Source organism: Collimonas silvisoli, from assembly GCF_018305005.1.
Lineage (GTDB): Bacteria > Pseudomonadota > Gammaproteobacteria > Burkholderiales > Burkholderiaceae_D > Collimonas > Collimonas silvisoli.
Window position 1 is genome coordinate 13,743 of sequence record NZ_JAGQEG010000029.1, and the last position, 18,230, is coordinate 31,972.

Below are 18,230 nucleotides of genomic sequence, written 5' to 3' on the forward strand. Positions count from 1 at the left end.
TGAGGCTTGCCGAAAATTCACTCTGACCCCGGTTAGCTGCAACCTTGAATTTTTAGCGTACCGATAATTGGTACGTTGTGGTTTGGCGGTATAGCTGGCCGGGGCGCAGGATGACGGCTTCGGCGTCGGGGCTGTTGATCTGGTTCGGGTAGGCTTGCGCTTCCAGGCAGAAGCCGTCGTGTATCGCATAGGGCTGGGCGGCGCGGCCGTGTATGCCGGCTAGAAAATTTCCGCTGTAGAACTGCAGGCCGTTTTCAGTGGTTGAGACCGACAGGTGGCGGCCGGAGCCGGGATCGTAGACGGTCGCCACTTCTCTTAATGGCTGCACGTTGCGGCTTTGGCCTGCAACATGGGTATCTTGATTTTGCGGACGCAGGCAATAGCAATGGTCGAAGCCGCCTGCCAGTTTTAGCTGGGTGTCGGGCCAGGCCAGGCGTGGGCCGATCGGCGCCGGCTGGCGGAAATCGAAGGCGCTGCCGGCGACATCGGCCAGCCCGGTCGGGATCAGCTGGCGGTCGATTTGCAGATATGCATCGGCGTCGATCGACAGGATGTGATCGTAGATATCGCTGCCGCCGCCGCTCAGGTTGAAATAGCCGTGCGAGGTCAGGTTGAGCGGGGTCGGCGCATCGCTGCCGGCGCTGTAGTCTATGCTCAGGCGGCCGTCGTCGTCGAGACTGTACAAGACCGAAACCTGTACGGTGCCGGGAAAGCCGCCGTCGCCGTCGGGCGATTCCAGCGTCAGCCGCAATCCATCCCGGCCCGGTTCGGCCCGCCATTGCGCCAGATGAAAACCGGCGTCGCCGCCGTGCAGATGATTGTCGCCATCGTTGCGGTCGACCAGGTACTCGGCGCCATCCACGCTGAAGCGCCCCTTGGCGATGCGGTTGCCCCAGCGTCCGACCAGGCTGCCGAAATACGGCGGGTTCTTTTGATAACCCTGGTGGTCCGGATAACCAAGCAGGATATCGGCAACCCGGCCATAACGGTCCGGCGCCCACCATGAGATCAGGGTGGCGCCACGGTCGCTGATCAAGACCCGCATGTCATGTGCATTGCGTAGCGTATACAGAGTGACGCCGGGTCCGGCAGGCGTGCTGGTGATAGGGATCTGTGTCATCGTCGTCGGTTTCGGTTAGTTAAGTGACAGCGGGTTGGTGGCAGTGCTGGCGGCCGGCTGTTGCGGCAGTTCAGTCGACGCTGATCGGTCCTGGTATTCACGCGGGGTGCAGCCGAGCTCGCGCTTGAACACCGCATGCATGTATTGCACCGAGGTGAAACCGCAACTGACAGCAATCTCGGCAATGCCGCGCGGCGCGTGTTGCTCGTGCTCTTGGCGTTGCAGCATGTCCTTCGCCACATCCAGCTTGAAGCGCAGGATTTCGTCATGTACGCTGCGTCCCAGTTCGCGGCGGAAATACCACTCCAGCGAAGAGCGCGAAACGCCGACATAGTCCGCCACCTGTTCGGTCTTGATGCCCTGGCAGGCGTACTGTCGGATGAAATGCATGGCTTGCATCACATGCGGATGATTGAGTGCTTCGTGGCGGCTGGACGCCAGCACATTGATGCCGGCCGGCGGTACCAGGATGCGCGCGCCGGCGAGGCGCGCGCCATGCAGCATCTGATGCAGCAGGTGGGCGGCGGTGCGGCCCATTTCACGCGTGCCCTGGATCACAGAACTGAGCGGAACCCGGGTCAGGATGCGCGCCAGCGGATCGTTGTCGATGCCGATCAGCGCCACTTGTTCCGGCACCGCGATGCCGGCGCACAGGCAAGCCTGCAATAGCTGGCGGGCGCGGGCGTCGCTGACGGCGATGATGCCGATCGGTTTGGGCAGGGTGCGCAGCCAGGCGATCTGTTGTTCCACCGCGGTATCCCAGGACGGCGCGCTGGTGCCAACGCCGCGATAGATTTCACCTTGCATGCCGTCGCGTTGCATCAGATTTTCAAACGCCTTCTCGCGCTCCTGGGCCCAGCGGTTCACCGCCGCTTGCGGCAGGCTGAAACAGGCAAAGCGCTGCAGGCCGGCTTCGATCAAATGATCGTAGGCCAGTTTGACCAGTTTGAAATTATCGGTCGCGACATAGGGGATGTCGTCGGGGTAGCCACCTTCATCGGCATATGATCCGCCCACCGCCACCACCGGCAGACTGACTCGCGCCAACGCTTCGCAAGCGGCCGGATCGTCGAAGTCGGCGATGATGCCATGGCCTTGCCAGCGTTCTATGCCTTGCAGGCGGCAACGAAAGTCTTCCTCCAAAAACAAATCCCAGGAGGCGCGCGTGCTGCTCAGGTATTCACCGATGCCGGCGATGATGTCGCGGTCGAAAATCTTGTTGCCGTTGAATAGCAAGGCGATGCGATGCACGGTTGGTATTTTTGTCATTCTGCTGTCTCCTGGAGCGCCACACAGCTTGCCGGCCTTCTTTTGTCAATTTATCACTGCCGCCGACCTGTTTCGGTCCGTTCGCCACGATTGTAGCGAAGCGCGCCGTTTTGTGCGCTTGCAATAGAAAGAATCGCTAGTGCACCTGGTGGATTTCGTAATTGTGAAGCGCCGTCCGCGGTTGCTAGTATTGCCCACATCAATGGCCCGCATCGACAACAAGCCGCCACCAGACAGGAGAGCCGCAATGAGTTATTTCCCTTCCGTTACACCGATCCGCTTCGAGGGCAGGCAGGCGCAAACGCCGTTGGCGTTTCGTCATTACGATGCTGACAAGCTGGTGCTGGGCAAACCAATGCGCGAGCACCTGCGCATGGCGGCATGCTATTGGCACAGCTTCGTCTGGCCCGGCTCCGACGTGTTCGGCGCGGGCACCTTCCGCCGCCCCTGGCAGGAAGGCGGCGACGCCATGCAATTGGCGCACAAGAAGGCCGACGCCGCTTTCGAATTCTTCAGCAAGCTGGGCGTCGACTATTACACTTTCCATGACACGGATGTCGCGCCGGAAGGCGGCAGCCTGGCCGAATACCGCAACAACTTCGCGCAGATGCTGGATGTGCTGGAGCGCAAGCAGGAGCAAACAGGAGTACGCCTGCTGTGGGGCACCGCCAACTGCTTCAGCCATCCGCGTTTTGCCTCCGGCGCCGCCAGCAATCCCAATCCGGAATTGTTTGCCTACGCTGCCGCACAGGTATGCACGGCCATGAATGCCACTCAGCGTCTGGGCGGCGCCAATTATGTGTTGTGGGGTGGCCGCGAAGGTTATGAAACCTTGCTCAATACCGATCTCAAGCGCGAGCGCGAGCAGCTTGGCCGCTTCATGCGGCTGGTGGTGGAGCACAAACACAAGATCGGTTTCAAGGGCACGCTGCTGATCGAGCCGAAACCGCAGGAACCGACCAAACATCAATACGATTACGACAGCGCCACCGTCTACGGCTTTCTCAAGGATTATGGCCTGGAACGCGAGATCAAGGTGAATATCGAAGCCAACCACGCGACCTTGGCCGGGCATAGTTTTCATCATGAAATCGCTACTGCCGCCGCGCTGGGAATCCTGGGCAGCATCGACGCCAATCGCGGCGATCCGCAAAACGGCTGGGATACCGATCAGTTCCCCAACAGCGTCGAGGAAATGACGCTGGCCACCTACGAAATCCTGAAAGCGGGCGGCTTTACCAGCGGCGGCTACAACTTCGATTCCAAGGTAAGGCGCCAGAGCCTGGATGAGGTCGATCTATTCCATGGCCACGTTGGCGCGATGGACGTGCTGGCTCTGTCGCTGGAGCGCGCCGCCGGCATGATCGAAAACGATCTGCTGGCAAAGTTCAAGGCCGAGCGTTACGCCGGATGGGATAGTGTTTTCGGGCAGGATGTGCTGGCCGGCAAGCTGAGTCTGAGCGACATCGCCGAACATGCTTTTGCCCGCCAGCTCAATCCGCAGGCGATCAGCGGCCGTCAGGAAATGCTGGAGAACCTGGTCAATCGGGTCATCTTCGGTTGATGTGAAATGGTGTTGCAGTCGAAGTTGATACGACGAAGTTAATACGCTGATGCGATGAGCTTTAAATCAAAACCAATGACAGGAGACGCAGCAATGAACAAGATCATGAGAAAGAGCATATTGGCAGTGATGTCGATAGCCGTATTTGCACTGGGTAGCACAGCCGCCATGGCCGACTCCAAGAATCCCAAGATCGGTTTTTCGATCGACGATCTGCGGGTGGAACGCTGGGCCAGGGATCGTGATTTTTTTATTGCCGCGGCCGATAAACTGGGCGCCAAGGTATTCGTACAATCGGCCGACGCTAGCGAGCAGCGGCAGATTGCCCAGATCGAAAACCTGATTTCACGCGGTGTCGACGTCATCGTGATCGTGCCGTTCAACGCCACCGTGCTGAGCAATACCGTCAAGGAAGCCAAGAAGGCCGGCATCAAAGTGGTGTCTTATGACCGCCTGATTCTCAACGCCGATATCGATGCCTATATTTCGTTCGACAATGAAAAAGTCGGCGAGATGCAAGCTGAGGGCGTGCTCAAGGCTCAGCCCAAGGGCAATTATTATTTACTGGGAGGTTCGCCCACCGACAACAACGCCAAGATGCTGCGCGAAGGCCAGTTGAAAGTGCTCAAGCCGTCCATCGACAAGGGCGATATCAAGATCGTCGGCCAGCAATGGGTGAAGGACTGGAGCGCTACCGAAGCCCTGTCCATCGTCGAGAACGCATTGACCGCCAACAATAACAAGATCGACGCCATTGTCGCTTCCAATGACGGCACCGCCGGCGGCGCGATCCAGGCGCTGGCGTCGCAAAAGATGGCTGGCAAAGTGCCGGTCTCGGGGCAGGACGCCGACCTGGCCGCGGTCAAACGGGTGATCGCCGGCACCCAATCGATGACGGTCTATAAGCCGCTCAAGCTGATCGCATCCGAGGCAGCCAAGCTGTCGGTGCAACTGGCGCGCAATGAAAAACCATCCTATAACGCCCAGTATGAAAACGGCGCCAAGAAAGTCGACACTATCCTGCTGAAACCGACGCCGCTGACCAGCGCCAACGTCAAGCTGCTGGTGGACGACGGCTTCTATACCGAGGCCCAGATCAGCAGCAAATAAGCCCGGACGCATGAACTGAGACGACGGCTGGCGCTGCGGACTTTGGTTCGCGCGCCGGCCGGCTGTTGTCCACTCAATTACTGCGAGAGCAAACATGTCCGACTATTTGCTGGAAATGCGCGGCATCGTCAAGGAATTCGGCGCTGTCCGCGCGCTCGATGGCATAGGCATCAAGGTCAAGAGTGGCGAGTGCCTCGGCTTGTGCGGCGAAAACGGCGCCGGCAAATCGACTTTGATGAAAGTGCTTTCCGGCGTCTATCCGCATGGCAGCTGGCAGGGCGAAATCCTGTGGCAAGGGCAGCCGTTGAAGTCGCAATCCATGCGCGATACGGAGGCTGCAGGCATCATCATCATTCATCAAGAGCTGATGCTGGTGCAGGAATTGTCGGTGGCGGAAAACATTTTCATGGGACACGAGCTGACCTTGCCCGGCGGCCGCATGAATTATCCCGCCATGTACCGGCGCGCGGCAGAACTCATGCGTGAACTCAAAATGCCGGACATCAATGTGGCGCTGCCGGTGATGCACTACGGCGGCGGCCATCAGCAATTGGTGGAAATTGCCAAGGCGCTCAACAAACAGGCCAGGCTGCTGATCCTGGATGAGCCGTCTTCATCGCTGACAGCGTCTGAGATTGCGATATTGCTGGACATCATTCGCGATTTGAAGGCCAAGGGCGTGGCCTGCGTCTACATCTCGCACAAGCTGGACGAAGTGGCGGCGGTATGCGACACCGTGGCCGTGATCCGCGACGGCAAGCACATCGCCACCACGCCCATGCAGGAAATGAATGTCGAGCAGATCATCACGCAAATGGTGGGCCGTGAGATCAGCGCCATGTATCCGGACCGGGAACACGAGATCGGCGAGGTGATGTTCGAAGCGCGGCATGTCACTTGCCATGACGTCGATAATCCGCAGCGCAAGCGGGTCGACGATATTTCCTTTTCCTTGCGGCGCGGCGAGATCCTTGGCGTCGCCGGATTGGTGGGCGCCGGCCGCACCGAGCTGGTGTCGGCCTTGTTCGGCGCCTATCCCGGGCGCAGCCAGGCCGAGGTCTGGCTGGAAGGCGTCAAGGTCGATACCAGCACGCCGCTGAAGGCGATCCGGCTCGGGCTGTGCATGGTGCCGGAGGATCGCAAGCAGCACGGCATCGTGCCGGATCTCAGTGTCGGCCAGAACATTACCTTGACCGTGCTCAAGAATTTTTCACGCCGTACCCGCGTCGACGCCGAAGCCGAACTGAAAACCGTGCAAGCCGAAATCAGCCGCCTCCAGCTCAAGACCGCCAGCCCGTTCTTGCCCATCACCAGCCTCTCCGGCGGCAACCAGCAAAAGGCGGTGCTGGCAAAGATGCTGCTGGCGCAGCCCAAGGTCCTGATCCTGGACGAGCCGACGCGTGGCGTCGATGTCGGCGCCAAGGCCGAGATCTACCGGCTGATGGCGGATCTGGCGCGGCAGGGCGTGGCGATCATCATGGTGTCCTCCGAACTGGCGGAGGTGCTGGGCGTGTCCGACCGCGTGCTGGTCATCGGCGAAGGCAAGTTGCGCGGCAATTTCATCAATCGCGATTTGAGTCAGGAAACCGTGCTGGCGGCAGCTATCGACCAGTCGTCGCAGTATCTGGCCTCACAGCAACCCGCTGCAACGGCGTCTGCAATCATCGGGAATTACTTCGGAAACTAATATGCGCACGATCAACATCAAACAGCTATTCCGGCAATACAAGATCATGGCCCTGCTGATTGCGATTGCCATCATCTGGGCGGTCTTCAGCTGGAAAACCGAAGGCGGCTTCGTGACGCCGCGCAACCTCTCCAATCTGCTGCGCCAGATGTCGATCACCGGCATCCTGGCCTGCGGCATGGTGCTGGTGATTATCGGCGGCGAAATCGATCTCTCGGTCGGCTCCATGCTGGGCTTGCTGGGCGGCGTCGCCGCGGTGCTGAACGTCACCCATCACTTGCCTTTGCCGCTGAACCTGTGTCTGATACCGTTGCTGGGACTGGCGCTGGGTTTGTTCAACGGTTATCTGACGGCGTATATGCGGATTCCATCGTTCATCGTCGGCCTCGGCGGCATGCTGGCGTTTCGCGGGATTCTGCTGGGCGTCACCGGCGGCCTGACCATCGCCCCTGTATCCAGCGACCTGGTGTATCTGGGGCAGGGTTATCTGTCGCCGCATTTCGGCATCGCGCTCGGTTTCGGCTTGTTTGCATTGGCGCTGGTGCTGAGCTGGCGCCAGCGCCGCAACCGCCTGTTGCATGCGCTGCCGGTGCCGCCGCTGTGGCGCGATGCGTTGCGCGTGCTGCTGATCGGCCTGATCTTGCTGGCGTTCGTATCCACCCTCAACACTTACGACGGGATTCCGGTGCCGGTGCTGTTGCTGCTGGCTTTGCTGGGCGTATTCAGCTACATCACTACCCAGACCGTATTCGGCCGCCGCATTTATTCGGTCGGCAGCAATATGGAAGCCACCCGTCTGTCCGGCGTCAATGTGCAAGCGGTGAAGCTGGGGATTTTTGGCATCATGGGAGTGATGTGCGCGCTGGCGGGCCTGGTCAATACCGCGCGCCTGGCCGCAGGTTCGCCTTCGGCCGGCAACATGGGTGAGCTGGATGCGATTGCCGCCTGTTTCATCGGCGGCGCCTCCATGCGCGGCGGTTCGGGCACGGTATATGGCGCGCTGATCGGCGCGCTGGTGATGGCCAGCCTGGACAACGGCATGTCGATGCTGGATGTTGACACCTACTGGCAAATGATCGTCAAGGGCAGCATCCTGATGCTGGCGGTGTGGGTCGATGTCAGTACGCGTTCCGGTCGTTAGAGAGAAAGCGGCGGGCGTTCGCGTGTGTAAATCGAGCGGTTGGATATATGGATTCCCGGAATTGCTCCGGCATGAGAATGAGATCATTGCCATCCCGGTTTGCCTAATTGTAATCGTTTGTAAGAGCGGTCAACAGTACCCGCACGGCGCTCGTTTATTGCTCAAGCCCTCGGGAATTTCCTGAGGTAACCAAGACAACATATAGGTGCACAAATGAATAAATTACTCGCAACTCTGATCGCCGGCCTGTTCGCTACTTCCGTTTTCGCTCAAGCTTCTGCTCCTGCCGCACCGGCAACACCTGCGGCACCAAGCGCAACTGCTGCCCAAGCTGTAAAAACGGATGCGAAAGCGGCCAAGGTTGAGACCAAAGCTGTCGCCAAGACTGAAGCCAAGGCAGCAACTACCGAAACCAAGGCTAAGGTCAAGAAAGCAAAGGTCCACCACACGGCAGCCAAGGCTGAAGTCCAGCCGGCCGCAGTCAAGGCAGACGTCAAGGAAGCCGCGCCTAAGTAATCACGGCGGCGCACATCGCAAGAGACAGGCTCATCCTGTCTCTTGTATTTTCAAGCGTCATTTTTCTGAGTAAGTTTTAAAGGAATAAATCATGGGTATTCTGGAAGAAGTCATTGGTGCGGTAGTAGCGGTCGAAGGCGTTAAGAAACTGGATCCGGATGCATCCATATTGACCGAGGGCATAGCTGCGATTGCCGGTTACAAGGGTGTGGAAATGGTAACCGAACATCTGGAAAACAAAGAAGACGACAGCAAAGAGGGCGATAGCCCTCAGCAGCCTGCTTAAGGCTTTAAGGCTACCTCTACAAATTCTGTCATCCCCGCGAACGCGGGGATCCATGTTACTGCATCACATTGCAACGAAGATGGATTCCCGCGTTCGCGGGAATGACGCAACGGGAGTTATTCGGGGCCGCCTTAAGTAAGTCAGAATATGAGGAATCTTCTTTCACGAGAAGATTCCTCTTTTGCATTTCAATTCCCTGCCCGCCAGCGTTTTTCGTAACGAACATAAAAGACAAATCCCGGAAAATATGGCACTGTAAGCCCAGTCCTGATTGCGTATCGGGAAGCAGCCATGATTTTGCGACGCTGTCGCGGAACTGACAACGATTCGATTCGAATCGAAGCGGGGAGAAATGATGAAGATGACTTACTGGATTGCCGAAAATTTAAAAGGCGACAAGGCCGACGCAATCATTGCAAGAACAAAGCACGATTGCGAACAAAAAGTCATTGCTTACGCCAGTCCTTCGGAGTACCGCCAGCCGGTAAAGAAATCGTTCCTCTACGGCGACGCATTCGATTTGTTTGAAATGGCCACGGCCAAAGACGGCGGGCGCGGAATGGGGTAGGGCGGGGTAGAGCAGCATCCGCGCAGTATTTTGCACGATCGCTCCCGCTACGCGATTCGGTCTGCGACATTCACGCCAAAACATGTCTGTTTCGGCCAATCAGGATGGCGGCTTTTGACAAGGTCAGCTATTCATCCCCCGTTTTTTTCTTGCGCGCCCGCCGAAATCATTTTCGGCCTTCAATTTCTCTGCGGCGCACATCTTCCCGAGCCGGCGAAGCGCATATCGTAAGCGGCGCTTGCGCGGTTTGCCAGCGGTTCGCCCGCAGTTCGCCATACCGGCTTGAACTCTAGTTGTTCTGTCCTGCCCTCTCCTAGTAGTTTTGTCCTGCCCATCCCGGTTTAAAAGAGATAGTCGGTCCTACTCAAATAGGGACTGATCGGTCATATGCGTTTTTTTTTGCCTGCCTATACTCATTTCACGGACGCGAGCATTGCGGTCCAATCGAAACAAACCGAGTCGAGGCATGAAAAACCACTACGGAGAAGAGCATGCGATTAACCGACGACCCATCGCATGCCCTCATGTGTTTCTTCAAGGATGAGGACGGTGCGTCGCTTATAGAGTTCGCGCTCATTGGCGCGCTAGTTGTTGTGGTCTGCACGCTTGTGCTGCTCGCTCTGGTGAAGACCGCATGAGAAGCCGTCTTGGATGCAAGCCGCAGCGCATTGCCGATCACGCTTCAATTGAATGACTACAGGGATAGATCATGCAGGCATTTTATTCACTACTTGAACTTCTCGGGATGCTCGTCACGGATCCGCGCACGGGTGTCTTGATCGCGTTGCTGATTGTTGCGTCAGTGTGCGATTTCCGGGTCTACAAGATTCCGAACTGGCTGACTGCAAGCGGCACGGCTTTCGGCCTGATTTACAACACCGCGGCTCCCATTTCGCCGCACGCCGGTTTTCCATGGGCGTTCGAAGGCATGTTGCTTGGCTTGCTCATGATGCTGCCGCTGTATGCGCTCAAGGTCATGGGTGCAGGCGACGTAAAACTGATGGCGATGGTCGGCGCATTCCTGGGCGTCCCCGCTATCTTGTATGCGGTCTTATGCACTTTTATTGTCGGCGGCATCGCGGCCTTGGGATTCGCGCTGTTTAACAGAGCGCTGGGGCGGATGCTAGGCAATGTTAAGAATATCGTGCAGATCATGGTGCTGTCGGCCATTGGCGGCATCAGGCCAGACGCCCATATGGAAGCAAGCAAGTCGGTGGGGAAATTGCCGTATGGCGTCAGCATCGGCATAGGCGCCACCGGCTATATGGTGGCGCGGCAACTAGGGTATTTGTAGCTTGCAAAACAAACCTGACTAGGATCGAAAATGAAAAACGTCAAAGCAATCGGATTGCTCATGCTGGCCTCGGTGATCGGTCTGGGAGCCGCTGTATATGCGGCTGGGTGGGTATCGCAGCAAGGCAGCATCGCGTCCAACAAGGTTGTGGTGGCCGCGTCCGATATCGAACTGGGGAGCAAGATCAATGCACAAATGCTGTCGATCATTGACTGGCCCAGCGGATCGGTGCCTGCAGGCGCTTTCAAGGAACTCAAGGACTTGCAGGACCGGGTGGTGAGAGTCGGCGTGCTGCGCGGCGAAGCGATTCTCGATGGCAAGCTGGCGCCGGTCGGCACGCAGGGCGGGCTTTCCGCCGTGATTGCCGAAGGCAAGCGAGCCATGACGGTCAGAGTCAACGATGTGGTCGGGGTGGCTGGATTCGCGCTTCCCGGCAACTATGTAGACGTCATGGTGAATGCGCAGCAGGACAAAAACAAGGGTGAAGAAGGCAAGCAGATCAGCAAGACCGTGCTGGAGCATGTACTGGTGCTGGCGGTGGCGCAAGAGGCCGGCCGCGACGATACCAAGCCCAAGGTAGTCAGCGCGGTGACGCTGGAGCTGACGCTGGAGGATTCGGAAAAGCTGGATCTGGCACGCAGTGTCGGCACCCTATCGCTGGTGCTGCGCAACCAGGTAGACAAGAACACGGTAGCAACCGCAGGCATTACCAAGAACCAGCTGTTTGGCGAGCGTGCAGAACCGGAAGCATTACCGGTCAAGGTCGCGGTTGCCAAGCCCAGGGTAGCGCGCAGCAAACCGATGGTGGCGTCAGCCTCGCAATGCGTCGAGGTAGTTCAGAACGGCAGCCGGACGCTCAACTGTTTTTAATTAAAACAATCTAGGGAGCAGTTCAAGTGAATAACAACTACAGAAGCGTGATTTTCTTCGCTGCGCTGGCCTTGTCTGATGGAGCATTTGCGGCAAGCGCACCTTTCTCCAATCAAACTCCAGGCTCTTCCGGCCTGAGGCCTTGCGGATCCGTGACGGTTGACCCTGTTACTTACGTCACGCTCGGCAAGTCGAGTGTTATCCGGCTGGATGTTCCCGCTGCGCGCATGCTGGTCGGCGGCCAGTCGTCGAGCCGGGCGGGCCGGCCAGCTGCACCATCGAATGACAAGACCGCGCCGCCGGGGCCGGCGAATGCACCTCCAGCTCCGGCGCAAGCGGCTTCGGATGGCGTGGCAGATGTGGAAATCACGCTGCTCAGCCCTACCGAACTGTTCTTTCTAGGGAGGAAGGCTGGATCGATGAATGTGGTCCTGCAGAGTTCGGATGGACGCTGCGTCATCAAGGACATCATCGTTACCGTCGATCCGGGCACCTTGCAAGCCAAGCTAAGCGAATTGATGCCTGAAGAAACCGGGATCAAGGTGCGCGGCGCGGAAAATGCACTGGTGCTGACCGGCAAAGTCAGCGATGGCGTCAAGCTCGATGAAGCGATGAGCCTGGCCACTGCTTACGGCGACGGCAAAAAGGTGGTCAACATGCTGCGCATCATGACCCCGCAGCAGGTCATGCTGGAAGTGAAAATCGCCGAAGTCAGCAAGACCCTGCTCGACAAACTCGGATCGAGCGTCGCCCTGGCCCGCTCCAGTCATGGCGGTGGGAATACCTATTCCCTGCTGTCCAATTTCTTGAGCGGCGGCAATGCCTTGTTACAGGCGCTGAAGATCGGCAGGACCGCGGTAAACGTCGACGGACAAAAGGACGACGGCCTGGTGCGGGTACTGGCTGAACCGAACATCATGGCCATCAGCGGTCAACAGGCCAGTTTCCTGTCGGGCGGCAAGATTTTCATTCCAGTATCGCAAACCAACAATGCCGGCGTGCCCACCATCACGCTGGAAGAAAAGGAATTCGGCATCGGCGTGAAATTCACGCCCACCGTGCTGGACGGCACCCGGGTCAACCTGAAGATGGTGTCCGAAGTATCCGATCTGTCGCAGGTCGGCTCGCCGTTCACCACCGTCGGCGGCGTCACGGCGGTCCTGCCATCGCTGACGGTGCGGCGGGCGGACACCACCGTCCAGCTCAACGATGGACAAAGCTTCGCGATTGCCGGCCTGATCAAGAACAACGTCACCGAAACCATGAAGCGCTTCCCCGGCTTGGGCGAGGTGCCGGTGCTGGGTGCGCTGTTCAGGAGTTCCGAGTTCCAGACCGATCAGACGGAACTGCTGTTCGTGATTACGCCGCACCTGGTGAAGCCGCTGGCGGAAGTGCCGACGCTGCCGACGGACAATCATATTGTTCCTAGCCGTGGCGAAGTTTATTTCAACGGCAGCCTGGAAGGATCCGCTCCGGCTCCGGCTCAAGCACAGGCTCAAGTTCCAGCTCCAGCTCCAGCTCCAGCTCCAGCTCCAGCCATGGCGCCAGCAGCTAGTTCTGAAGATGCCGCCGCCACTCCTGAAATCAAATAAAAGGAAAGTCCATGAACAAGCTCGCAATCGCACTGTTGCTCGTCCTGACGGCGGGCTGCTCGACAGTCACCCCCAACTACGACACCAAGTTCGGCGACGCCGTGCGCGCGGCCAAACTGAAGATGACCATCAATCCTGACGCCGGCAAGAATCCCGATCAGGTGGCAGGCATGGATGGCAAGGCGGCCAGGGAGGCCATCAATCTCTATCAAGGAAGTTTCAAGGCGCCGCCGCCAGCGGTCAACGTTATCAATATCGGCGGCAGCCTTGGCGTCACCCAGTAACGTCAGAATGATGCATCGAGGATCGTATTGATTAAGGCAGAAGAATAAGCTGCCAGTGGAAAAAGGGAGTCATATTTTTGTGGTTTTGTAGTAGAAGCAGGTGGTAACCAAGCAGCACCAGAGCAGTAAATTTTGATTAACAACTATCTTCAAGAGGTGAAAAAAATGAACAAATTTTTGAACGCAGTTGAACATTCCATCCATTCTTTTGCGAAAGACGAGGACGGCGCTCAAGTTGTTGAGTATGCGTTGATCATCGCTGTAGTTTCGATTGGATTGGTTGTGGCCTTAGGCGTGGGGGCAAGTAGTCTCAAATCTTCTTTTGCTACGCTCATCACCCGGGTGACGACTTGCTTCACAGCTGGCAGCACCTGCTCCTAAGAGCAGGCAATGCAGCGTGCTGCGATATTTCTATTTGGAGAATGTCTTATGAACGCCGTTGCTGAGAATCTAGCCCGGTTCATACAGGATGAAAGCGGTTCCCAGGTTGTTGAGTACGCGTTAATTATCGCTGTAGTCTCGATTGGACTCGTCGTTGCCTTGGGTGACGCCACGATAGGGCTTAAAAGTTCGTTTGCTACGCTAGTCACCCGTATTACCACTTGTTTCACCGTGGGTAGCACATGCAGCTAATAGGTTGTAGTGGTTGTGTCAATGAGAGGTAACTCTTACCTCTCATTGTTTTCCAAAAAAAGGAAGTTAACATGGACAACAACAAGCAGAAAGGTTCGCAGGCCGTGGAATTTGCGCTGGTCCTTCCGTTCCTGATCTTGATTATCTTTGCTGTCCTGGATTTCGGCATCCTCGCCTACGACAAGGCGATCATCACCAACGCCAGCAGGGAGGCGGTACGGCAAGGGATAGTCTTGAGTACTGCGACATGGGATCCTGCAACGATCAAACAGGTAGCCTGCAATTATGCCAAGAGCGCGCTCATCACCGTAAGCAGTGGCACCCGCAATGCTACTTGTACTGGTACGGCAGATCCGGTTATCACCATGACGCCCACTGCTACCCCGGCTTTCAATACACCTGTCACAGTCACCGTATCCTACGCTGTACATGGATTTTCCTTGGGATCATGGTGGTCGCTGGGGACTGGCGCCAGCACAGTCGGGAGCGCAATTACCTTGGTTTCCACCACCGAGATGAATCATGAATAAGGTCAACATCATGTCTAAGTTCAATGTCATGTCGCCACAAAAAAAAGGGTCGGTTCTGGTATTCGTGGCTGGCATACTTTTGGTCTTAACCGGCTTTGCAGTAGCTGCAATTGACGTAGGAAGAGTATTCATCGTCCGCAATGAAATGCAAAATGTGGCGGACGCAGCCGCACTAGCCGGCGCTAATTGCCTGGACCGACAATCGCTTTCCGGATCAACGACGGATTGCACAAGCGCCACATCGGCGACATTGAACTGGAACAGGGCCAGCGCCAAAGCCACGAATGAGCTGGGCAGAAATACCGCCGACAATAAAGCGATTTCCACCACGGATTCAGGGCACCAGATCGATGTGGGGTATTGGAATTTGCTAACGAAGAGCCCGTCAGGCGGAACAATGTCTACCACCTTTACCCCGCTTACAAACGATGACAGGCCGGCGGTGAGAGTCACCATCACGAAGGACGTCGGCAAGAATAACGGGCCCATCACGATGCTGACCCGATGGATGTTTGGGGGATCCGATGTACCGATGACTGCCAAGGCAGTCGCCGTTATCTCTTCGCCGGGCAGCGTGGTGCCGGGAGCCCTGATTCCGGTTGCCATCAACCAGTGCATGTTTACAAAATATTGGGATAGCACTAAAGGGCAACCCCTTCTCTTCAAAGCGACGGATACCGATCCCTATGGCATATCGACAGTAGGTCAGCCATGGGAAGTCAGGATAGGTTCCTCCTATCACTATCCCAGTTGCGAGTCAGGTCAGTGGACTACTTTCCAGCAGAATGCGAATGACGTGCCCACTGTGCGGAATTTGATCGCCAACGGCAATCCGACGCCACTGAACATAGGAGATAACACGTGGATTCAACCGGGCACCAAGACTTCACTCTATAACTCCCTGTCTAGCCAGTATCCGACGCCGCCCGGCGCAGACGTCACGGTGGTCGTCGTCAACCAGCCTTCGGGCTGGAGCACGGCTACACAAGCGCCGGTCGTCGGGTTCGCAGGCTTTCACATTGACGATATACAAGGGGGGAGCAGCAAATACATTCAGGGCCATTTTATTCAAGGCGCCACCAGCAGCGGCGCCAGCGGGGTCGGACCTTATTACGGTACCTATACGCCGCCGCGCTTAGCCCAATGACATCGTCACAATCAACGCCAAGAGGGATCAAATGAAGATCGCGATAATTTCTCCCAATATGAATAATCTACAAGAGATGGGTAGAATCATCGGCGCATGCTCGCATTCAGTTGCCCTCATTGAAGGCGGTAAAAGCAGGATGCGTATCGTTGCTGAACAAGAGCAGCCGGACCTGATGCTGGTCGAGGGGATGTGCTGCGATCCGGCCGAACTTGCCCAGGTCGAATATGTCACTACCCGTCATCCTGGCATCGCTGTCATTCTGCTCTGCGCGACTCACACTCCGGAATTCCTGATCAACTCGATGCGCGCCGGCGTGCGGGAGGTACTGCCGTCGCCGGTGACCGCTGGCGCGTTGGAAGCCGCGGTAAGCCGCATAGCAGCCAAGCGTCTCGGCGTCCATGCCCAACCGGTCGGCAAGATACTGGCCTTCATGCCATGCAAAGGCGGCAGCGGCGCTACTTTCCTGGCAACCAACCTCGGCTACCAGCTGGCGGACACCAAGTCCGTGCTGCTGATTGATCTGAACCTGCAATTTGGTGATGCGCTGTCGTTCGTGCATGACGGCAAGCCGATCTCCACGCTGGCAGACGTTGCCCGGGACATTCACCGGCTGGATGTTACGTTGCTGGCGGCCAGCGCGGTCAAGATTTCACCGAGCTACAGCATACTGGCCGCGCCGGAAGATCCTTCGCAAGCCATGGAAATCAGGCCGGAATATATCGAGCTCATCCTCAGCCTGGCGGTCACCCACTATGACTTTGTATTGCTGGACGTAGGCAGAACGCTGGATACGTTTGCCATCAAGGCGCTGGATCGGGCTCATCGGATTTTTCCAGTATTGCAAGCAGGGCTGCCATACATTCGAAATGCGAAAAAATTGCTCGCAATATTCAAATCGCTTGGCTATCAGGAAGAAAAGATCGAGTTGATTGTCAACCGCGTCGAGAAGAGCGGGGAAATAGGTATCGATGATATACGGCACTCCTTGGGTGCCGCTACTCTACACACTGTCCCTAACTCATATAAACAGGTAAATGCGTCGATCAACCACGGTGATCCAATGATCGAAACGGCACGTTCCAATGCCGTGACTAAGAACTTGGCTGCGTTCGCGTTATCGCTGAGTCCCAAGGAAGAAGAAAGTCGCAGTCTGTTGGGGCGTCTGTTCAGGCGAGCATAAGCAGTACCGTCAGAGCGGCGCAAATTTGTAAGGCGATCCAAGCGTGAAAAAGCAGGCTTAACCGGAGCATATCAAAATGTCTTTTCGAGAAAAATTAAACGCCGCCAGGATAGAGCCATTTGCATCGGAGCAACCACAGATTCAGGTGGCAAGTGATGCGTATAAGCTGTTGAAGGGACGGATGCATCTCAAGCTGCTGGATAAGTTCGATTTGGCCGTGCTGGAGAGCTTGGCCCCCGAAATGCTGCGGCAAGAAATCGCTGCGATGGTTGAGCGCCTGCTGCATGAAGAGCAAGCGGTGATCAATGATGTCGAACGACGCTCGCTGATCCGCGACATTCAACATGAAATGCTGGGGTTCGGCCCGCTTGAATTGCTGATGGCTGATCCGACAGTATCCGATATCCTGGTCAATTCCTACGAGCAGATCTATGTGGAGCGCAGGGGACGGCTTGAGCTTACCAATGTCACCTTTACCGATGAGAAGCACCTGCTACGCATTATTGACAAGATCGTGTCCCTGGTCGGCCGGCGGATAGATGAATCCAGCCCTATGGTGGACGCCAGGCTACCTGACGGCTCTCGGGTCAATGCAGTCATTCCACCAGTGGCGTTGGATGGGCCCATGATGTCGATTCGGCGATTCGCGCATATTCCTCTCAAAATGGACAATCTGGCTAACGAGTACAAGAGTTTGACGATGGAAATGGCGTTCATGCTGGAAGGTTTGAGCAAGGCCAAAGTCAACATGATTATCTCCGGCGGCACCGGCGCCGGCAAGACGACATTGCTGAACATCCTGTCCAGTTATATTCCAGTATCGGAGCGGATTGTCACTATCGAAGATGCGGCCGAGCTGCAGATGCAGCAGCCGCACGTGGTGCGGATGGAAACGCGGCCAATGAATATCGAGGGCAAGGGCGAGATTACCCAGCGTGCCTTGGTGCGCAACGCGCTGCGGATGCGGCCTGACCGGATCGTGATTGGCGAAGTACGCGGCGCGGAGGCGGCCGATATGCTGCAAGCGATGAACACCGGCCATGAGGGATCGCTCACTACCATCCATGCCAATACGCCGCGAGATGCACTGTCCAGGCTTGAAAACATGATTGGAATGGCAAATTTGAATCTTCCGCATAAAGCAGCGCGACAGCAAATTGCTTCAGCCATCACGGTAGTGATCCAAGCCATCAGATTGATCGATGGCAAGCGGAAAATCACCAGCATTCAAGAGATCACCGGAATGGAGGGCGATATTATTACCATGCAAGAGATATTCGCCTTCAAGCAAACCGGCATTGGTGTCGACGGCGAGGTCCAAGGCTATTTTCATGCGACAGGCGTGAGGCCGAAGTTTACCGAACGCTTGCGCTCGTTTGGCGTGACCATGCCGGACGCCATGTTCGATCCCACTAAGCACTATCAATGATAGGAGG

General features: G+C 56.9%; 19 protein-coding genes. 17 read left to right on the forward strand and 2 right to left on the reverse strand.

The window, feature by feature from the left end; translation table 11 throughout:
* Positions 1-52: 52 nt before the first annotated feature.
* Positions 53-1,120 carry an aldose epimerase family protein gene (locus tag KHU33_RS09980; protein ID WP_211462698.1) on the reverse strand — a complete coding sequence of 356 codons (1,068 nt, stop codon included), beginning with the start codon at positions 1,118-1,120 and terminating at the stop codon, positions 53-55.
* 15 nt (positions 1,121-1,135) lie between these two features.
* Positions 1,136-2,389, reverse strand: a complete 1,254-nt coding sequence (locus KHU33_RS09985) for a XylR family transcriptional regulator (RefSeq protein WP_211462699.1) — start codon at positions 2,387-2,389, stop codon at positions 1,136-1,138.
* 247 nt (positions 2,390-2,636) lie between these two features.
* Here KHU33_RS09985 and xylA point away from each other — a divergent pair, with 247 nt between their 5' ends.
* The 17 genes from xylA (at position 2,637) to KHU33_RS10070 (ending at position 18,223) form a co-directional block, all read left to right on the forward strand.
* Complete coding sequence (gene xylA / locus KHU33_RS09990; protein ID WP_211462700.1) at positions 2,637-3,953, forward strand: xylose isomerase; 1,317 nt, start codon at positions 2,637-2,639, stop codon at positions 3,951-3,953.
* A 129-nt stretch (positions 3,954-4,082) separates the two neighbouring features.
* Complete coding sequence (gene xylF / locus KHU33_RS09995) at positions 4,083-5,063, forward strand: D-xylose ABC transporter substrate-binding protein (protein ID WP_407928267.1); 981 nt, start codon at positions 4,083-4,085, stop codon at positions 5,061-5,063.
* A gap of 94 nt (positions 5,064-5,157) precedes the next feature.
* Positions 5,158-6,750, forward strand: a complete 1,593-nt coding sequence (gene xylG / locus KHU33_RS10000; protein WP_211462702.1) for a D-xylose ABC transporter ATP-binding protein — start codon at positions 5,158-5,160, stop codon at positions 6,748-6,750.
* Between the two features lies 1 nt (position 6,751).
* Positions 6,752-7,891 (forward strand): sugar ABC transporter permease, encoded by a 1,140-nt coding sequence (locus KHU33_RS10005; protein WP_211462703.1) that lies wholly within the window; start codon positions 6,752-6,754, stop codon positions 7,889-7,891.
* Between the two features lie 213 nt (positions 7,892-8,104).
* Positions 8,105-8,407 (forward strand): hypothetical protein, encoded by a 303-nt coding sequence (locus tag KHU33_RS10010; RefSeq protein ID WP_211462704.1) that lies wholly within the window; start codon positions 8,105-8,107, stop codon positions 8,405-8,407.
* Positions 8,408-8,498: 91 nt separating this feature from the next.
* Entirely contained in the window at positions 8,499-8,693 is a 195-nt protein-coding gene (locus KHU33_RS10015; protein WP_211462705.1) for a hypothetical protein, read from the forward strand.
* 352 nt (positions 8,694-9,045) lie between these two features.
* Positions 9,046-9,261: a hypothetical protein gene (locus KHU33_RS10020; RefSeq protein ID WP_211462706.1), complete on the forward strand. Its 216-nt coding sequence runs from the start codon at positions 9,046-9,048 to the stop codon at positions 9,259-9,261.
* Between the two features lie 491 nt (positions 9,262-9,752).
* Entirely contained in the window at positions 9,753-9,899 is a 147-nt protein-coding gene (locus KHU33_RS10025; RefSeq protein WP_211462707.1) for a Flp family type IVb pilin, read from the forward strand.
* Between the two features lie 71 nt (positions 9,900-9,970).
* Positions 9,971-10,555, forward strand: coding sequence for an A24 family peptidase (locus KHU33_RS10030; RefSeq protein WP_211462708.1), 585 nt, complete (start codon positions 9,971-9,973; stop codon positions 10,553-10,555).
* A 30-nt stretch (positions 10,556-10,585) separates the two neighbouring features.
* A complete protein-coding gene (gene cpaB, locus KHU33_RS10035) occupies positions 10,586-11,425 on the forward strand; it encodes a Flp pilus assembly protein CpaB (RefSeq protein ID WP_211462709.1) in 840 nt (279 codons plus the stop codon).
* Positions 11,426-11,451: 26 nt separating this feature from the next.
* Positions 11,452-13,017: a type II and III secretion system protein family protein gene (locus tag KHU33_RS10040; RefSeq protein WP_329956039.1), complete on the forward strand. Its 1,566-nt coding sequence runs from the start codon at positions 11,452-11,454 to the stop codon at positions 13,015-13,017.
* Between the two features lie 11 nt (positions 13,018-13,028).
* Complete coding sequence (locus KHU33_RS10045) at positions 13,029-13,301, forward strand: hypothetical protein (RefSeq protein WP_211462710.1); 273 nt, start codon at positions 13,029-13,031, stop codon at positions 13,299-13,301.
* A gap of 165 nt (positions 13,302-13,466) precedes the next feature.
* Positions 13,467-13,682: a Flp family type IVb pilin gene (locus tag KHU33_RS10050; RefSeq protein WP_211462711.1), complete on the forward strand. Its 216-nt coding sequence runs from the start codon at positions 13,467-13,469 to the stop codon at positions 13,680-13,682.
* Between the two features lie 323 nt (positions 13,683-14,005).
* Positions 14,006-14,464, forward strand: a complete 459-nt coding sequence (locus KHU33_RS10055) for a TadE/TadG family type IV pilus assembly protein (protein WP_211462712.1) — start codon at positions 14,006-14,008, stop codon at positions 14,462-14,464.
* Positions 14,457-15,611: a pilus assembly protein TadG-related protein gene (locus tag KHU33_RS10060; RefSeq protein ID WP_230414167.1), complete on the forward strand. Its 1,155-nt coding sequence runs from the start codon at positions 14,457-14,459 to the stop codon at positions 15,609-15,611. Before KHU33_RS10055 ends, KHU33_RS10060 begins: the two co-directional genes overlap by 8 nt.
* 31 nt (positions 15,612-15,642) lie before the next feature.
* Positions 15,643-16,794 carry an AAA family ATPase gene (locus KHU33_RS10065; RefSeq protein WP_211462713.1) on the forward strand — a complete coding sequence of 384 codons (1,152 nt, stop codon included), beginning with the start codon at positions 15,643-15,645 and terminating at the stop codon, positions 16,792-16,794.
* Between the two features lie 76 nt (positions 16,795-16,870).
* Entirely contained in the window at positions 16,871-18,223 is a 1,353-nt protein-coding gene (locus tag KHU33_RS10070; protein WP_211462714.1) for a CpaF family protein, read from the forward strand.
* Positions 18,224-18,230: the final 7 nt, after the last annotated feature.

Excerpts from the sequence above, each read along its gene's own strand:
- KHU33_RS10055 (WP_211462712.1), top strand. The coding sequence starts at position 14,006 with ATGGACAACAACAAGCAGAAAGGTTCGCAGGCCGTGGAATTTGCGCTG.
- KHU33_RS10050 (WP_211462711.1), top strand. The coding sequence starts at position 13,467 with ATGAACAAATTTTTGAACGCAGTTGAACATTCCATCCATTCTTTTGCG.
- KHU33_RS09985 (WP_211462699.1), bottom strand. The coding sequence starts at position 2,389 with ATGACAAAAATACCAACCGTGCATCGCATCGCCTTGCTATTCAACGGC.
- KHU33_RS10015 (WP_211462705.1), top strand. The coding sequence starts at position 8,499 with ATGGGTATTCTGGAAGAAGTCATTGGTGCGGTAGTAGCGGTCGAAGGC.
- KHU33_RS09980 (WP_211462698.1), bottom strand. The coding sequence starts at position 1,120 with ATGACACAGATCCCTATCACCAGCACGCCTGCCGGACCCGGCGTCACT.
- KHU33_RS10065 (WP_211462713.1), top strand. The coding sequence starts at position 15,643 with ATGAAGATCGCGATAATTTCTCCCAATATGAATAATCTACAAGAGATG.
- KHU33_RS10030 (WP_211462708.1), top strand. The coding sequence starts at position 9,971 with ATGCAGGCATTTTATTCACTACTTGAACTTCTCGGGATGCTCGTCACG.
- KHU33_RS10060 (WP_230414167.1), top strand. The coding sequence starts at position 14,457 with ATGAATAAGGTCAACATCATGTCTAAGTTCAATGTCATGTCGCCACAA.
- xylA (WP_211462700.1), top strand. The coding sequence starts at position 2,637 with ATGAGTTATTTCCCTTCCGTTACACCGATCCGCTTCGAGGGCAGGCAG.
- KHU33_RS10070 (WP_211462714.1), top strand. The coding sequence starts at position 16,871 with ATGTCTTTTCGAGAAAAATTAAACGCCGCCAGGATAGAGCCATTTGCA.
- KHU33_RS10025 (WP_211462707.1), top strand. The coding sequence starts at position 9,753 with ATGCGATTAACCGACGACCCATCGCATGCCCTCATGTGTTTCTTCAAG.
- xylG (WP_211462702.1), top strand. The coding sequence starts at position 5,158 with ATGTCCGACTATTTGCTGGAAATGCGCGGCATCGTCAAGGAATTCGGC.
- KHU33_RS10010 (WP_211462704.1), top strand. The coding sequence starts at position 8,105 with ATGAATAAATTACTCGCAACTCTGATCGCCGGCCTGTTCGCTACTTCC.
- xylF (WP_407928267.1), top strand. The coding sequence starts at position 4,083 with ATGTCGATAGCCGTATTTGCACTGGGTAGCACAGCCGCCATGGCCGAC.
- KHU33_RS10045 (WP_211462710.1), top strand. The coding sequence starts at position 13,029 with ATGAACAAGCTCGCAATCGCACTGTTGCTCGTCCTGACGGCGGGCTGC.
- KHU33_RS10005 (WP_211462703.1), top strand. The coding sequence starts at position 6,752 with ATGCGCACGATCAACATCAAACAGCTATTCCGGCAATACAAGATCATG.
- cpaB (WP_211462709.1), top strand. The coding sequence starts at position 10,586 with ATGAAAAACGTCAAAGCAATCGGATTGCTCATGCTGGCCTCGGTGATC.
- KHU33_RS10020 (WP_211462706.1), top strand. The coding sequence starts at position 9,046 with ATGATGAAGATGACTTACTGGATTGCCGAAAATTTAAAAGGCGACAAG.